Source organism: Enterobacter sp. N5-15, assembly GCF_057221635.1.
In genome coordinates, this window is sequence record NZ_CM170150.1 from 1,898,079 (window position 1) to 1,911,996 (window position 13,918).

The window sequence follows — 13,918 nt, forward strand, 5'->3', positions numbered from 1 at the left end:
TGTTCTTCAAAAGAAAAAAATCCCCTCTTCGCGGGAAGAGGGGACGGTTTTTAACGGACGTTAGCGCAGGTCAGGCAAAACGCGTAACGACTCTGTGGATCGTTAAAGGCCGCGAGCTTGTCGCTTTCCGCCTTCATCGCTTTCGCTGCCGTGGCGACCGGCGCAGGCAGGTAAGCCTGCATCGCCTCCGGCAGCATGGCGCGTACCGAGCCGGACATGCTGTCCATGACCATATCGAAGAACGACGGCTCGTCCTGGTAATACTCGATATGCCACTGCTTAAGCTTCGCCAGCTCGGCGGCTTTCTTCACCGCGTCATCGAAGTCGCCGAGGCTGTCGACCAGACCGTTGCTCTTCGCATCCTGGCCGGTCCAGACGTGGCCCTGTGCGATCTGGTCGATCTGCTCAGGGGTCTTTTTACGCGAGTCCGCTACCAGGGTGATAAAGCGTTTATAGCCGTTCTCAATGCTGAGCTGCATCATCTCAGAGACTTCCGGCGGCAGGGATTTGGTCACAGACACATCCGCCAGCGGAGAGGTAGCAACCCCATCGGTATGCACGCCCAGGGAATCCAGGCTGTTTTCCACGGTGTTGATCACCCCGAAGATGCCAATCGAACCGGTCAGCGTGCTTGGGTTAGCCACAATGTAGTTGGCTGGCGTTGAGATCCAATAACCCCCGGAGGCGGCCATTCCGCCCATGGATACGACGACCGGCTTGCCGGCGGCACGCGCCGCGGCCAGTTCAGCGCGGATCACCTCGGAGGCGCTGACGCTGCCGCCAGGGCTGTTCACCCGCAGGACGATCGCTTTCACTTTCGGATCCAGGCGAGCATCGCGGATTTGTGACGCGGTAGTATCTCCGCCCACGTTACCCGGGGTCTCCTGACCGTCCATGATGGCGCCGTTGGCAAACACCACCGCGACGCTATTACCGCTGTCATCCGGCTTTTTCGTCGAGTAATCATACATGCTGATGGCGCTGTAATTTTTATCCTCTTTGCTCCAGCCAAACTGCTTGCTCAGGGATTTTTCAATCTCGGCGCTGGTGCCCAGGGCATCAACCAGTTTGTTATCAAGCGCATATTTCGCGGTATCACCGTCAACCTTACGCAGGCCTTCCAGCACGCCCTTTGCGCCCGGGAACGCCTGCTCGGGCGTAATCTGGCGGTTGGCGGCAACGGTGCCCAGATAGTTCTGCCACAGCTCGCCAATCCAGCGGCTGTCCGCTTCACGGGCGGCAGGAGACATATCGTCGCGGATAAACGGCTCGACGGCTGATTTATACGTGCCGACGCGGAAGACGTGGGTGGTGACCTTCAGCTTGTCGAGCAGAGATTTGTAGTACAGGCCGTTGGTGGCAAAGCCGTGCAGATCCACGGTGCCCTGCGGGGAGAGCCAGATTTTATTGGCGAAGCTCGCCAGGTAATATTGCCCCTGGCTGTAGCTGTCGCCCACGGCAATCACCGGCTTGCCGCTGTCGCGGAATTCGCGCAGCGCTTTACCAATGTACTGCATAGAAGGCTGATCGCCGCCAGCAAAATCTTTCAGATCCAGTACGATCCCGGTGATGTTACGGTCGTCTTTGGCCTGACGGATGGTATCGACGATATCAAACAGGGAATTTTCCTGCAGACGATCTGAGGTTGCGCCAAACAGCTGGCGACCAATCACGCTCAGGCGACTGCTGGTGGACGGCTTATCAACGATAACGCCGGTGATATCGAGTAACAGCGCGCCGCGCGTTGAATGCTGCGCCTGATTCGCATTGCTGATATGCATCCAGATGCCCGCGCAAACCAGAACCAGGAAGATGAAGAAGATGTTCATCACCAGGTTGCGGACGAAGTTGAGCAGTCTCCACGTCCATTTAAAGAAACCGGCAAAGATTCGCCAAAGGGTTCGCATGTATTCTCCCTAACCAGAAAATGACTGTTTCCGTCGCCACTGGACGGTAATGTTGGGTTATCGTAATGACCCAACCGCCACTTGTCAGCAGGAATCGCCTGCCAGGCTGTAACAAAATCTGCCGTCGTGTTAATTTTGTGAGTAAATTTCAAGAAAGGAGTTAACCAATGGACGCACTCGAACTGCTTGTTAACCGCCGTAGCGCTTCCCGTCTGGCCGAACCTGCCCCGGCAGGCGAGCAGCTGGAGAACATTCTGCGTGCCGGCATGCGTGCCCCCGATCACGGCACGCTGCAGCCGTGGCACTTCTTTGTGCTTGAAGGCGAAGGCCGCGATCGTTTCAGCCAGCTGCTGGAGCAGGGCGCGGTTGCCGCCGGGCAGGATGAGAAAGGTATCGACAAGGCGCGCAATGCCCCGTTCCGCGCCCCGATGATTATCGCCGTCGTGGCCAAATGCCAGGCTGACCATAAGGTGCCGGTCTGGGAGCAGGAAATGTCCGCAGGCTGTGCGGTGATGGCGATGCAAATGGCCGCCGTCGCACAGGGTTTTAACGGGATCTGGCGCACCGGTGCGCTGACCGAAAGCCCGGCGGTCCGTGACGGTTTTGGCTGCGGCGAGCATGACAAAATTGTCGGCTTCCTTTATCTCGGCACCCCGCAGCTTAAAGCCTCCAGCACCATCAGCGTGCCGGACACCACGCCTTTCGTCAGCCGTTTCTGATAACGCACGCTAAACTGTCTGGATTCTGAGCATCTGCCTCAGAATTCAGACAGTCATACTTACCTCTTTATGGAATGAGCGCTACCATAGCGCGATTGAGATGACAGGAGACGTCCATGAGCGAGCAAACCATTCGTTTAACGCAGTACAGCCACGGAGCCGGTTGCGGTTGTAAAATTTCCCCGAAGGTGCTGGAGACCATCCTGCACAGCGAACAGGCGAAGTTTGTCGACCCGAACCTGCTTGTCGGCAACGAAACGCGTGACGATGCTGCAGTTTATGACTTAGGTAACGGCACCAGCATTATCAGCACCACTGACTTCTTTATGCCGATTGTCGACAACCCGTTCGACTTCGGTCGCATTGCGGCTACCAACGCCATCAGCGATATCTTCGCCATGGGCGGTAAGCCGATCATGGCGATTGCCATTCTGGGCTGGCCGATCAACACCATCCCGCCGGAAGTGGCCCGTGAAGTAATTGATGGCGGTCGTTTTGCCTGCCAGCAGGCGGGGATTGCGCTGGCCGGTGGTCACTCTATTGATGCGCCTGAACCGATCTTTGGTCTGGCCGTCACCGGCGTGGTGCCGACCGAACGCGTGAAGCGCAACAGCACCGCGCAGGCGGGCTGCAAACTGTTCCTTACCAAGCCGCTGGGCATTGGCGTGCTGACAACCGCCGAGAAAAAATCGCTGCTGAAACCGGAGCACAAAGGTCTGGCAACGGAAGTCATGTGCCAGATGAACCTCGCCGGTGCGGCATTCGCCAATATCGACGGCGTGAAGGCGATGACCGATGTGACCGGTTTTGGTCTGCTGGGCCACCTCTCTGAAGTGTGTCAGGGCGCGGGCGTGCAGGCGCAGGTCTGGTATCAGGACGTGCCGAAGCTGCCGGGCGTGGAGGAGTATATTGCTCAGGGCGCGGTCCCGGGCGGTACTCAGCGCAACTTCGCCAGCTACGGTCACCTGATGGGCGAGATGCCTGAGGAGTGGCGCAACCTGCTGTGCGATCCGCAAACCTCCGGCGGCCTGCTGCTGGCGGTCACGCCGGAATCCGAAGCCGAGGTACAGGCGACTGCCGCCGAGTTCGGCATCACCCTGACGGCGATCGGCGAGTTGGTGACCGCGCGCGGTGGCCGACCGATGATTGAGATCCGTTAATTCGATGCGGTTGTTTATTGCCGAAAAGCCGAGCCTGGCCCGCGCCATCGCCGACGTGCTGCCTAAACCGCATCGCAAAGGTGACGGCTTTATCGAATGCGGTAACGGGCAGGTGGTCACCTGGTGTATTGGTCACCTGCTTGAGCAGGCGCAGCCGGATGTCTACGACAGCCGCTACGCCCGCTGGAATTTGAACGATCTGCCCATCGTGCCGGAAAAATGGCGCCTGCAGCCCCGACCTTCGGTCACCAAACAGCTCAACGTGATCAAGCGCTTCCTGCATGACGCCGCTGAAATCGTGCACGCGGGTGACCCGGACAGGGAAGGGCAGCTGCTGGTGGATGAAGTGCTGGACTACCTGGAGCTGGCGCCGGAAAAGCGCCAGCAGGTGCAGCGCTGCCTGATCAACGACCTCAACCCGCAGGCCGTCGAGCGGGCGATTTCGCGCCTGCGCGCCAACAGCGAGTTTATTCCGCTGTGCGTCTCGGCTTTAGCCCGCGCCCGTGCCGACTGGCTGTACGGCATCAACATGACCCGTGCCTACACCATTCTTGGGCGCAACGCGGGCTACCATGGCGTGCTCTCCGTAGGCCGTGTCCAGACGCCGGTACTGGGGCTGGTCGTGCGTCGTGACGAAGAGATTGAGAACTTCGTCGCCAAAGATTTCTTTGAAGTGAAAGCGCATATCGTCACGCCTAAAGACGAACGCTTTACCGCCGTCTGGCTGCCGAGCGATGCCTGCGAATCGTACCAGGATGAAGAGGGGCACCTGCTCCATCGTCCGCTGGCCGATCATGTGGTTAACCGCATTACCGGGCAGCCCGCTATCGTCACCAGCTATAACGATAAACGGGAATCAGAACCCGCGCCGCTGCCGTTTTCGCTTTCTGCACTGCAGATTGAGGCGGCCAAAAAGTTTGGCCTGAGCGCGCAGAACGTGCTGGATATCTGTCAGAAGCTCTACGAAACCCATAAGCTCATCACCTATCCGCGTTCGGACAGCCGCTATCTGCCGGAAGAGCACTTTGCCGGACGCCATTCGGTGATGAACGCCATTAGCGTGCACGCGCCGGATCTGCTCCCGCAGCCGGCGGTAAACCCGGACACCCATAACCGCTGCTGGGATGATAAAAAGGTGGATGCCCACCATGCGATTATCCCGACGGCGCGTGCCAGCAGCGTCAATCTGACCGAGAACGAAGCGAAGGTGTATAACCTGATCGCCCGTCAGTACCTGATGCAGTTCTGCCCGGACGCGGTATTCCGCAAGTGCGTGATTGAGCTTGAGATTGCCAAAGGCAAGTTTATCGCCAAAGCGCGTTTCCTCGCAGAGGCAGGCTGGCGCACGCTGCTGGGGAATAAAGAGCGCGACGAAGAGAACGACGGCACGCCGCTGCCGGTGGTCGCTAAAGATGACGAACTGCTGTGCGAGAAGGGCGAAGTGGTTGAACGTCAGACCCAGCCGCCGCGCCATTTCACCGACGCGACGCTGCTGTCGGCGATGACCGGGATCGCCCGGTTTGTGCAGGATAAAGATCTGAAGAAGATCCTGCGCGCCACCGACGGTCTGGGGACGGAGGCAACTCGCGCGGGGATCATCGAGCTGCTCTTTAAGCGCGGCTTCCTGGAGAAAAAGGGACGCTACATCCACTCAACGGAACCGGGCCGGGCGCTGATCCACTCTCTGCCGGAGCTGGCCGCCAGGCCGGACATGACCGCACACTGGGAATCGGTGCTGACGCAGATCAGCGAGAAGCAGTGCCGCTACCAGGACTTTATGCAGCCGCTGGTCGGGACGCTTTACCAGCTGATCGATCAGGCGCGCAGCACGCCGGTGAAAACGTTCAGAGGGATGGTTGCACCCGGTAGCGGCGCGAAGAAACCGTTCAAGAAGAAAAAGAGCGCGGCCTGATACGCCCGGTTTTCTCCCTCTCCCCGTGGGAGAGGGCCGGGGTGAGGGCACCCGGCCGCACGATATAAACCTTAAATCACACCCTGCCCAATCATCGCATCCGCCACCTTCACGAACCCGGCGATATTCGCCCCGCGCACGTAGTTGGTTTGCGATGCCTCGCCGCCGTACTCCACGCAGGCATGGTGAATATCCAGCATGATATGGTGCAGGCGCGCATCCACTTTCTCCGCCTTCCAGCCGAGACGCGCGGCGTTTTGCGCCATCTCGAGGCCGGAGGTCGCCACGCCGCCCGCGTTAGCGGCCTTGCCCGGCGCAAACAGCACGCCCGCTTCCAGGAACAGGTCCGTCGCGTCGATGGTGGTCGGCATATTCGCCCCTTCGGCCACCGCTTTTACGCCGTTGCTAATCAATGTACGCGCGGCTTCAACATCCAGCTCGTTCTGCGTGGCGCACGGCAGGGCGATATCCACCGGCACGCCCCACGGCTGTTTACCTTCGAGGTAGGTCAGGCCAAACTCCCGGGCATAATCCGCCACGCGACCGTCGCGGCTGGCTTTGATTTCACACAGGCGCGCCAGTTTCTCTGCCGTGAAGCCCGCTTCATCCACCACCGTGCCGCTGGAGTCAGAGGCGGTTACCACGCGAGCGCCAAACTGCATCACTTTCTCAATCGCGTACTGCGCCACGTTACCGGAGCCGGACACCGCGACGCGCATGCCTTCAAAGCCTAAACCGTGACGCTTGAGCATGGCCTCGGTGAAGTAAACCAGGCCGTATCCTGTCGCTTCCGGGCGGATCAGGCTCCCGCCAAACGACAGCCCCTTGCCGGTAAAGACGCAGGCGCTGTTGTTGGAGAGCTTTTTCATCATCCCGGCCATAAAGCCCACTTCACGTCCGCCCACGCCGATATCACCGGCAGGCACGTCGGTGTCAGGACCAAGGTGGCGATAGAGTTCGGTCATCAGCGCCTGGCAGAAGCGCATCACTTCGCCTTCGCTTTTGCCTTTCGGGTCGAAATCGCTGCCGCCTTTGCCGCCGCCCATAGGGAGCGTGGTGAGGGCGTTTTTAAAGGTCTGCTCGAAGCCGAGGAATTTCAGAATCGACAGGTTCACGGACGGATGAAAACGCATGCCGCCCTTAAACGGGCCAATGGCCGAGTTAAACTGTACGCGCCACGCGCGGTTAACCTGTACCTGATTGCGATCGTCAACCCACGTCACGCGGAACTGGATCACGCGCTCCGGCTCGACAAGGCGTTCAAGCAGCGACATCTGGCGATAACGCGGGTTTTGTTCAAGGAAGGGCCACAGGGTGGTCATAACTTCTCGTACGGCCTGCGCGAACTCGCTTTGGTGCGGGTCGCGCTGCTGAACATGGGCAAGGAAACTTTCCAGAGAGCGTGTCTGATCCATAGATATAAGAACCTCTTATCGTATTTTATGTGTATTACTTATGCGATTTGTGTTGTTTTTTTGACTATACCACCCGTACCGCTTTGTGAGGCAAGCGGAAATTTATGCCGAAAGGGAAATTAATGAGAGCGCGGGCGTCATAACCAAAAGCGATGAAGAGATAAATTAAAGGTTCCGCTCGGGTTTACCGTTATAGTCATTATCAAGGAACTACAGGAAGATGTGTCTATGAAACGTTATCTACTCACCGCGCTGTGTGCGATCTTTGCCGCAGGCGTGCAGGCCAACCCCATTCTCCCGGACGTGGAGGTGAATGTGCCGCCGGAAGTGTTTAGCTCCAGCGGCCAGAATCAAACGGTGCAACCCTGCAATCAGTGCTGTATCTATCAGAATCAGAACTACTCGGAAGGGGCCGTTGTGAAAGCGGACGGTATTCTGCTGCAGTGCCAGCGCGACGAGCGCGCCATCAGCACAAACCCGCTGGTCTGGCGTCGCGTAAAACAATAAACGCTTCCAGCAGCGGAATATCCGCGGGGGCTAAGGCGTAGCCGAACGCCTCTTCCGGCGTACACCACGCGAGCGCGCTGTGGTAGTGCGCCGTGAGCTCGCCGCGAAAGGCAGGAACGTGCCAGGCATGCAGGTTGATCAACCGCTGCGAGACTTCCCGCTGGTGGCTTGCCACGTATTGCCCCGGCAGGGCGTCAATGCCCAACTCTTCACGCAGCTCGCGGATAAGCGCTTCTGGCTGGGTTTCTCCGGCCTCGACTTTACCGCCTGCAAATTCCCACATTCCCGGCTGGTCGGCATGGGCAGGGCGCTGCGCCAGTAAAATATTGCCGTCTTTTTCGATGATGGCGGCAACGACATCGAGTGTTTTCAGCATGGTCGTCAATAATTGATAGCGAAAAAAGACATATTATCGTGCCCTTTCTCAGAGTCCAGTAATCAGGAGAATCAGGTGAAAGAGACCACCGCCTGGGTTGCCCCCCTCGAAACCCTTCCCGCCAGCCTTAAGCCGATTGCCGCCATGCAGAAAAAGCATTTTGGCGCGGTGCTGAATCCCACCCGCTGGTGGGGGCGCATGCCGCGTCTGTTCTGGCTGGTGGCGCTGTTTGTCGGTTATCTGGAGCGCCGTCATGCGCGCCTGACGCCCGTGCTTCGTTCGCTGCTCATGACGCGGGTGTCCCAGCTCTGTCACTGCGCTTTCTGTATTGATGCCAACAGCCTGCGGCTGGCCGAGCGCTGCGGCGCGCTGGATAAGGTTCAGGCCGTGGGCAACTGGCATGACTCCGCCTTGTTCACCGAGCAGGAGCGCGCGGCGCTGGCCTACGCCGAGGCGGTAACCGCCACGCCGCCCCGGGCGGATGAAGCTATCAGAACGGCGCTGAAGCGCCACTTCACGGACGAGGCCATCACCGAGATGACGGCGCTCATTGCGTTTCAGAATCTCTCCGCCCGCTTTAATGCCGCGCTGGATATTCCGGCGCAGGGGCTGTGCGCCACGTTTAACGAGACTCCCCATGCTTGACCGTCACCTGCACCCGCGGGTTAAGCCCTCTCTGAATCGTCTGGTTTCCGTGCTGGATAAGCCGGGCATCACGCCCGACGGATTAACCCTGACCGGGTTTGCCGTCGGCGTGCTGGCGCTGCCGTTTCTGGCCCTCGGCTGGTATCCGGCGGCGCTGGTCGCCATCGTGCTTAACCGCCTGCTAGATGGTCTGGACGGCGCGCTGGCGCGCCGGAGAGGGCTGAGCGATGCGGGGGGATTTCTCGATATCGCGCTCGATTTTCTGTTCTACGCCCTGGTGCCGTTTGGCTTTGCGCTCGCGGCTCCCGCAGAAAATGCGCTGGCGGCCGCCTGGCTGCTGTTTGCGTTTATCGGTACCGGCAGCAGCTTTCTGGCGTTTGCGGCGCTGGCCGCGAAGCATGACATCGACAACCCCGGCTATGCGCACAAGTCGTTTTATTACATTGGTGGGTTAACGGAAGGGACGGAGACCATCGCGCTGTTCGTGCTGTGCTGCCTCTTCCCGGCACACTTTGCACTATTCGCGTGGGTATTCGGCGCGCTGTGCTGGCTGACCACCACAACGCGCATCTGGAGCGGCTATGTGACGCTGAAGTCACTCAACCCTTAGAGTGCACTCTCCGGCCCGCGCTCGCCGGTGGTGACCGGGTTCTGCGGGTGACTGCTCCATTCGTACCAGCCGCCGTCATAGACGGCAACATTCTTCCAGCCCATCGCCCGGGCGTACATGAAGGTTTCTGACGCCCGCCACCCGGTGCCGCAGTAAAATGCGACGTGCTGCTCCGGCAGAATATTCCAGCGCTTCCACTGGGCGGCGATATCGTCCGCACTGCGCATGGTGCCATCCGGGTTATGGAAGTCTTCCATATGGGTCGCGTCGCTGCCCGCATGACCCCAGCGGGCACCGGCTATTTCACCTTTTGGCTTGATGTAGCTGTAGCCGCTGGTTTCGCCGATGAACTCCGGCCACGAACGAATGCTGACCAGGGAGGCATCCTGACGGTGCAGCATCCCGCGCGCCTGCTCCATATCGACCATCAGCTGCGGCTGGCCGGGGATCGGCGCGCCGAAATCGAGGGCTGGCGCCACTTTGCCGGGCGTGCCGCGTTCAACCGGCAGGCCTGCATCTGACCACGCCTTCCAGCCGCCGTCGAGAATGCGTACATCCTTCACGCCCGCATACAGCATAATCTGCGCCACGCGCGCGGCGGCGTAAACGTCACGGCCATACAAAATGACGGTGGTATCGTGACGGATCCCGTGCTTCGCCAGCATCGCTTTCAGCTTGTCGTCGGAGACTTTATTCCACAGCGGCTCGCTTTCCACCTCGTTGGTGTCGATGTAGCCCGCGCCGGGAATGTGGTTCAGCAGGTAAAACTTCGGTGCGCCCCAGGCGGCTTCAATCACTCTCCAGTCACCCGACGGTGCGGCGGTCACGGGTTTACCCTGCTGGAGGCGGTGGATCCACTGCGGGTAAACCAGCTGTTCAAAGTGAGGCAGGCGCTGAAGGCGCTCGGGCGTCTGCAGCGCGTCGCTGAGCAGCGAGACGTGGCGGTATCCGGCTTTCTCCAGGCGGGACTTCACCGCCAGGTTATCGTTCTCGTCGCCGTACAGGGCGATGGCCGTTGCAGGCGTAAGCTGATGCTGTTTTGCCCAGCTCGCAATCTGCTCGTCGCTCATTGCGCCCAGCCAGGCGGCAGCAAGGTTGAGTGCGGCGGGTTCATGCCCGGAGGGGCCGCTGAGGGTCTGCGGCCAGCCGTTGTAAAACGCGCTGGGACGGGTGTCGACAGGCGTGCCGTGCTGCGCCTGAAGCTGAGACAGCGTCATCGCGTTGGCCACATCAGCCGCCAGAGAGGAAAAGGAAGCGAGGCCGCAAAGCAGGGCCAGCGCGGTCAGTTGAGAAACACGTTTCATCGAATAACCTGACGTCAGTAAAAGAGGGGGGCATTGTCGTCTCTCCAGAAACGGAAAACATTGCGTTAGCACATTATTGCCAGCGAGAAATCTCAATCAGCTTGCCGCCGGGCGGAATATCGTCCTCATCGTGCGTGACCAGCACCGCCGGGATATTGCGCGCGCGGACGGCGTCAAATACCCATGTCCGAAACGTCGTGCGCAACGTTTTATCGAGGCGGCTGAACGGTTCGTCCAGCAGCAGCGCCTGCGGCTCTGCGAGCAGGGCGCGCAGCAGGCTGACCCGGGCACGCTCCCCGCCGGAGAGGGTGGCCGGATCGCTGGCGTAATGACCGCTCAGCCCGGCGGAGTCCAGCGCCTGCTCGACCGCTTCCCGACGCGCGCGCCCGACGATCCGCTCAGGCAGCGCCAGCAGCAAATTTTGCCCGACGCTGAACTGTTCAAACAGCAGCGCGTCCTGAAAGAGGATGCCCAGCCCGCGGGATTCAACGGGGAGGCTATCGCAGCGACGCGCGTCGAGCCACAGTTCGCCTTGTGCCTGAAAATCGTCTGACAGCGCGCCGACCATCCACGCAAAAAGGGTCGATTTGCCGCTGCCGGACGGCCCCATCAGGGTAACGATCTCCCCGCGAGGAACGCAAAAACTGATCTCGCGGAAAAGCGGTTCGATGGTGAGATGGTTTACCTTCAGCATTATCGTAATCCTTGACGGTAGCGGCCCGCGAGCCGGGATAACAGGGCGGCAAGACCGAACACCGTGCCCGTGACCAGCAGCAATCCCAGCGCCCTGCTAGCGAGAACGGGGATGCTGCCCCCGCTGCTGAGCGCGACGGTTTCGGTGGTCAGCGTGGCGAAACGCCCCGCGCCAAGCCAGAGCGTCGGCATGTATTGCGCCATGCTGACGGAAAAGCCGGTGGCAAAGGCCAGCAGCGCAGGGCGCACCAGCAGGGGGCATTTTAGCAGTAAGAATATTTTCGCCCGTCGCCAGCCGAGCGTTCTGGCGGTAAGGATAAGCCGGGGATCGATCCGCCGCCAGGCAGGCTGCAGAACCAGCAACATCCACGGCAATACCCACAGCAGATGGCTCCAGAGCACGGCGGCATAGTGCCCGTCGAGTCCCAGACGCAAAGCAATAAAGTATTGTCCGGTGACGAGCGGCAGCGCTGGAAGGGCGAGCGGTGACCACACCCACACTGCGCCGCGCTGCGGTCCCCATTCCAGCCAGAGAAAAATGACGATGAGGGCGATCAGGCTCGACAGCAGACCGAAGGAGAGGCTGGTACCCACGGGACCCACGTCGCCCCCTTGCGCCAGCATCAGCAGTACCGCGGCGCACAGGATGCCGCACGCGGGCAGTAACCCGCTGAATGCCCGCTCAGGCAGGACGAGTGGAGACCGGGGGCGCGTCCCCGTGAGGTCCGGGATCGTGCGACGCCATGCTTTCCAGAGGCCGTAACCCAGGGCGGCAAGCGCGGCCAGCATCATAAGGAGAAGCAGGCACAGCAGCGTCCCTTTTGCCTGCTGCTGGGCGTCACCCTGGCTTAGCCACTGAAAGGCCAGCACGGCCAGGGTGGGTGGGTTGCCGGGCCCGAGAACGATTGCCACATCCACGACCGAAAGTGACCACGCCAGTACCGCCAGCATCACCGCGCCGAGGACAGGAGCGATCGCCGGAAGGATCAGCCAGCTGAGAGTCTGAATACGCCCGTAGCCAAAGGTTTGCAGGACGATCTTCTGCTGCGCGAGCCGTTTTTCCGGCAGTACGGCGTATATGGCCCACAGTACAAACGCGCTCTCTTTGACCGCGAGCGTCAGGCCCAGCCCGGCGCCGTAGCGGTCAAACGGCGGCGAACAGACGGTGCAGATCTGATAAAACAGACCGCCCTCGGCAAACAGCAGCAACGCGCTGGTAGCGAACGCCACGTGAGGGATCGCCAGTAGCCACGGCAGGCGGGTAGAGAGGCGTCGCCAGCGTTGACCGGGCCACAAAAGGCAGATAAGGAAAAGGGCAATCAGCAACGCCCCCAGCGTGGCGATGAGCGTTGAGACCAGCGTGGCGACGGTCGCCTGCGGCAGCTGCGGATCGTCCAGCAGCCGCTGCCAGTTTGTCACGGAAAACGCCGGTACGAACAGCATCACGCTGGCGGGCAGGATCGGCAGATAAATCACCGCCATCGCCAGCCAGACAAGCCCGCTCAGCGGGTGCCGTAACGGCGCAGCCATTCCTGCTCCAGCGCGTTCACCCAGGCGGACTGCGGCTCTGCAAGCACCTGCGGCAGCCCCTGAGGCGTGTGGGCCAGCAGCTGTTTGGCGTCACCTTCGGGCAGCGTTTTCGCATCCAGTACGCTCGGGTCTCCCCAGACGGCCGGGTCGGCCTTGCGGATTTGCGCCTGCGGTGACAGCAGGAAATTAGCGACCACTTTTGCACCCGCGCTCGCGCCGGCATTGGCCGGGATAGCCACGAAATGGACGTTGCCGAGCATCCCGCTATGGAAACCAAAGCTGTAGCTGTCGGCAGGCAGTTCGCCGCTCGCCACTTTCTGCTGCGCATGCGCCGGGTTAAAGGTCAGCGACAGGTTCAGACTGCCGCTGGCAAGCAGGGCATCCATCCGCGCGGGTGAAGGGGGAAAGTCTTTGCCTTCGCGCCACAGCAGCGGGTGCAGCTTATTGAGGTAGGCCCAGAGCGGCGCCGTAACGTGATTAAACGTTTCATCGGGCGCTTTTTGTAACGCCTCAGGGCGATCGGTGAGCGTCAGCAGCAGCTGCTCAAGAAATGCCGTGCCGGTAAAATCGGGCGGGCGAGGATAGCTCACCTTGCCCGGATGCTGCTGCGCGTAGGCCAGCAGCGCCTGAGGATCCTCCGGCGGCGTCGGCATGCTGGCTTTGCGGGCGATAAAGGTCAGCTGCGCGCCGCCCCACGGCGATTCCGCCCCGTCGGTGGGAATCGCAAAATCTTCCGTGACGGGTTTACGGGTATCGACATAGCGCCAGTTTGGCAACGTCTGCGCCCATCCGGTTTGCAGCAGGTTCGCCTCTTTCAACGTGCGGAAGTTTTCGCCGTTGACCCACAGCAGGTCAACTGAGCCGTTGGTCTTACGCCCCGCGGCGGCTTCGGTCTGAATACGTTTTACCGCATCGGCGGCATCCGCCAGCGGGACAATTTTTAGGGTAATGGCATAGTGCGTTTGCATCTCACCGCTGACCCACTCAAGGTAGCGGTTGACCGCCGGATCGCCGCCCCAGGCGTTAAACCAGACGGTCTGGCCTTTGGCCTGCTGTTGGATAGCGTGCCAGCCCTCGGCGGCACACAGGGGGGCTGCCAGCAGCAGACCGGTCAGAAACGCGCAAAAACGCACACGGCGC

Annotated in this window: 13 protein-coding genes; 6 read left to right on the forward strand and 7 right to left on the reverse strand. The window is 60.6% G+C overall.

Features of this window, described 5'->3' with window-relative positions; translation table 11 throughout:
• Positions 1-50 precede the first annotated feature (50 nt).
• Complete coding sequence (sppA, locus tag AC2TE5_RS09005) at positions 51-1,907, reverse strand: signal peptide peptidase SppA (RefSeq protein WP_213328553.1); 1,857 nt, start codon at positions 1,905-1,907, stop codon at positions 51-53.
• A gap of 167 nt (positions 1,908-2,074) precedes the next feature.
• Between sppA and AC2TE5_RS09010 the strand changes: the two genes are divergently transcribed.
• From AC2TE5_RS09010 to AC2TE5_RS09020, 3 genes are all read left to right on the forward strand, one after another.
• Positions 2,075-2,626 carry an NAD(P)H nitroreductase gene (locus AC2TE5_RS09010; RefSeq protein WP_484613065.1) on the forward strand — a complete coding sequence of 184 codons (552 nt, stop codon included), beginning with the start codon at positions 2,075-2,077 and terminating at the stop codon, positions 2,624-2,626.
• 116 nt (positions 2,627-2,742) lie between these two features.
• Positions 2,743-3,786, forward strand: coding sequence for a selenide, water dikinase SelD (gene selD, locus AC2TE5_RS09015; RefSeq protein ID WP_008500702.1), 1,044 nt, complete (start codon positions 2,743-2,745; stop codon positions 3,784-3,786).
• A gap of 4 nt (positions 3,787-3,790) precedes the next feature.
• Complete coding sequence (locus AC2TE5_RS09020; RefSeq protein ID WP_484613066.1) at positions 3,791-5,698, forward strand: DNA topoisomerase III; 1,908 nt, start codon at positions 3,791-3,793, stop codon at positions 5,696-5,698.
• Between the two features lie 71 nt (positions 5,699-5,769).
• On the opposite strand, the gene gdhA is transcribed toward AC2TE5_RS09020, so the two are convergent.
• Positions 5,770-7,113 (reverse strand): NADP-specific glutamate dehydrogenase, encoded by a 1,344-nt coding sequence (gene gdhA, locus AC2TE5_RS09025; RefSeq protein ID WP_484613067.1) that lies wholly within the window; start codon positions 7,111-7,113, stop codon positions 5,770-5,772.
• A 228-nt stretch (positions 7,114-7,341) separates the two neighbouring features.
• Between gdhA and AC2TE5_RS09030 the strand changes: the two genes are divergently transcribed.
• The gene (locus tag AC2TE5_RS09030; RefSeq protein WP_023335340.1) at positions 7,342-7,620 is read left to right on the forward strand and encodes a DUF1496 domain-containing protein; all 279 of its coding nucleotides are present in this window, start codon (positions 7,342-7,344) and stop codon (positions 7,618-7,620) included.
• On the opposite strand, the gene AC2TE5_RS09035 is transcribed toward AC2TE5_RS09030, so the two are convergent.
• A complete protein-coding gene (locus tag AC2TE5_RS09035; RefSeq protein WP_121423414.1) occupies positions 7,580-7,996 on the reverse strand; it encodes a pyrimidine (deoxy)nucleoside triphosphate diphosphatase in 417 nt (138 codons plus the stop codon). The two genes, AC2TE5_RS09030 and AC2TE5_RS09035, sit on opposite strands and share 41 nt — an antisense overlap.
• Positions 7,997-8,071: 75 nt before the next feature.
• Here AC2TE5_RS09035 and AC2TE5_RS09040 point away from each other — a divergent pair, with 75 nt between their 5' ends.
• Positions 8,072-8,641, forward strand: coding sequence for a carboxymuconolactone decarboxylase family protein (locus tag AC2TE5_RS09040; RefSeq protein ID WP_484613068.1), 570 nt, complete (start codon positions 8,072-8,074; stop codon positions 8,639-8,641).
• Positions 8,634-9,251 (forward strand): CDP-alcohol phosphatidyltransferase family protein, encoded by a 618-nt coding sequence (locus tag AC2TE5_RS09045; RefSeq protein WP_484613069.1) that lies wholly within the window; start codon positions 8,634-8,636, stop codon positions 9,249-9,251. The genes AC2TE5_RS09040 and AC2TE5_RS09045 overlap by 8 nt, the downstream gene beginning before the upstream one ends.
• On the opposite strand, the gene AC2TE5_RS09050 is transcribed toward AC2TE5_RS09045, so the two are convergent.
• From AC2TE5_RS09050 to AC2TE5_RS09065, 4 genes are all read right to left on the reverse strand, one after another.
• The gene (locus tag AC2TE5_RS09050; protein WP_484613070.1) at positions 9,248-10,555 is read right to left on the reverse strand and encodes a sulfurtransferase; all 1,308 of its coding nucleotides are present in this window, start codon (positions 10,553-10,555) and stop codon (positions 9,248-9,250) included. The genes AC2TE5_RS09045 and AC2TE5_RS09050 overlap by 4 nt on opposite strands.
• Positions 10,556-10,628: 73 nt before the next feature.
• Positions 10,629-11,249, reverse strand: a complete 621-nt coding sequence (locus tag AC2TE5_RS09055) for an ATP-binding cassette domain-containing protein (protein ID WP_484613071.1) — start codon at positions 11,247-11,249, stop codon at positions 10,629-10,631.
• Complete coding sequence (locus AC2TE5_RS09060; RefSeq protein ID WP_484613072.1) at positions 11,249-12,778, reverse strand: ABC transporter permease family protein; 1,530 nt, start codon at positions 12,776-12,778, stop codon at positions 11,249-11,251. The genes AC2TE5_RS09055 and AC2TE5_RS09060 overlap by 1 nt, the downstream gene beginning before the upstream one ends.
• Complete coding sequence (locus AC2TE5_RS09065; protein WP_484613324.1) at positions 12,751-13,911, reverse strand: ABC transporter substrate-binding protein; 1,161 nt, start codon at positions 13,909-13,911, stop codon at positions 12,751-12,753. Before AC2TE5_RS09065 ends, AC2TE5_RS09060 begins: the two co-directional genes overlap by 28 nt.
• Positions 13,912-13,918: the final 7 nt, after the last annotated feature.

What these genes read in the sequence shown, in the direction of transcription:
- sppA (WP_213328553.1), bottom strand. Translation starts at nt 1,907, where the DNA reads ATGCGAACCCTTTGGCGAATCTTTGCCGGTTTCTTTAAATGGACGTGG.
- AC2TE5_RS09010 (WP_484613065.1), top strand. Translation starts at nt 2,075, where the DNA reads ATGGACGCACTCGAACTGCTTGTTAACCGCCGTAGCGCTTCCCGTCTG.
- selD (WP_008500702.1), top strand. Translation starts at nt 2,743, where the DNA reads ATGAGCGAGCAAACCATTCGTTTAACGCAGTACAGCCACGGAGCCGGT.
- AC2TE5_RS09020 (WP_484613066.1), top strand. Translation starts at nt 3,791, where the DNA reads ATGCGGTTGTTTATTGCCGAAAAGCCGAGCCTGGCCCGCGCCATCGCC.
- gdhA (WP_484613067.1), bottom strand. Translation starts at nt 7,113, where the DNA reads ATGGATCAGACACGCTCTCTGGAAAGTTTCCTTGCCCATGTTCAGCAG.
- AC2TE5_RS09030 (WP_023335340.1), top strand. Translation starts at nt 7,342, where the DNA reads ATGAAACGTTATCTACTCACCGCGCTGTGTGCGATCTTTGCCGCAGGC.
- AC2TE5_RS09035 (WP_121423414.1), bottom strand. Translation starts at nt 7,996, where the DNA reads ATGCTGAAAACACTCGATGTCGTTGCCGCCATCATCGAAAAAGACGGC.
- AC2TE5_RS09045 (WP_484613069.1), top strand. Translation starts at nt 8,634, where the DNA reads ATGCTTGACCGTCACCTGCACCCGCGGGTTAAGCCCTCTCTGAATCGT.
- AC2TE5_RS09050 (WP_484613070.1), bottom strand. Translation starts at nt 10,555, where the DNA reads ATGAAACGTGTTTCTCAACTGACCGCGCTGGCCCTGCTTTGCGGCCTC.
- AC2TE5_RS09055 (WP_484613071.1), bottom strand. Translation starts at nt 11,249, where the DNA reads ATGCTGAAGGTAAACCATCTCACCATCGAACCGCTTTTCCGCGAGATC.
- AC2TE5_RS09060 (WP_484613072.1), bottom strand. Translation starts at nt 12,778, where the DNA reads ATGGCTGCGCCGTTACGGCACCCGCTGAGCGGGCTTGTCTGGCTGGCG.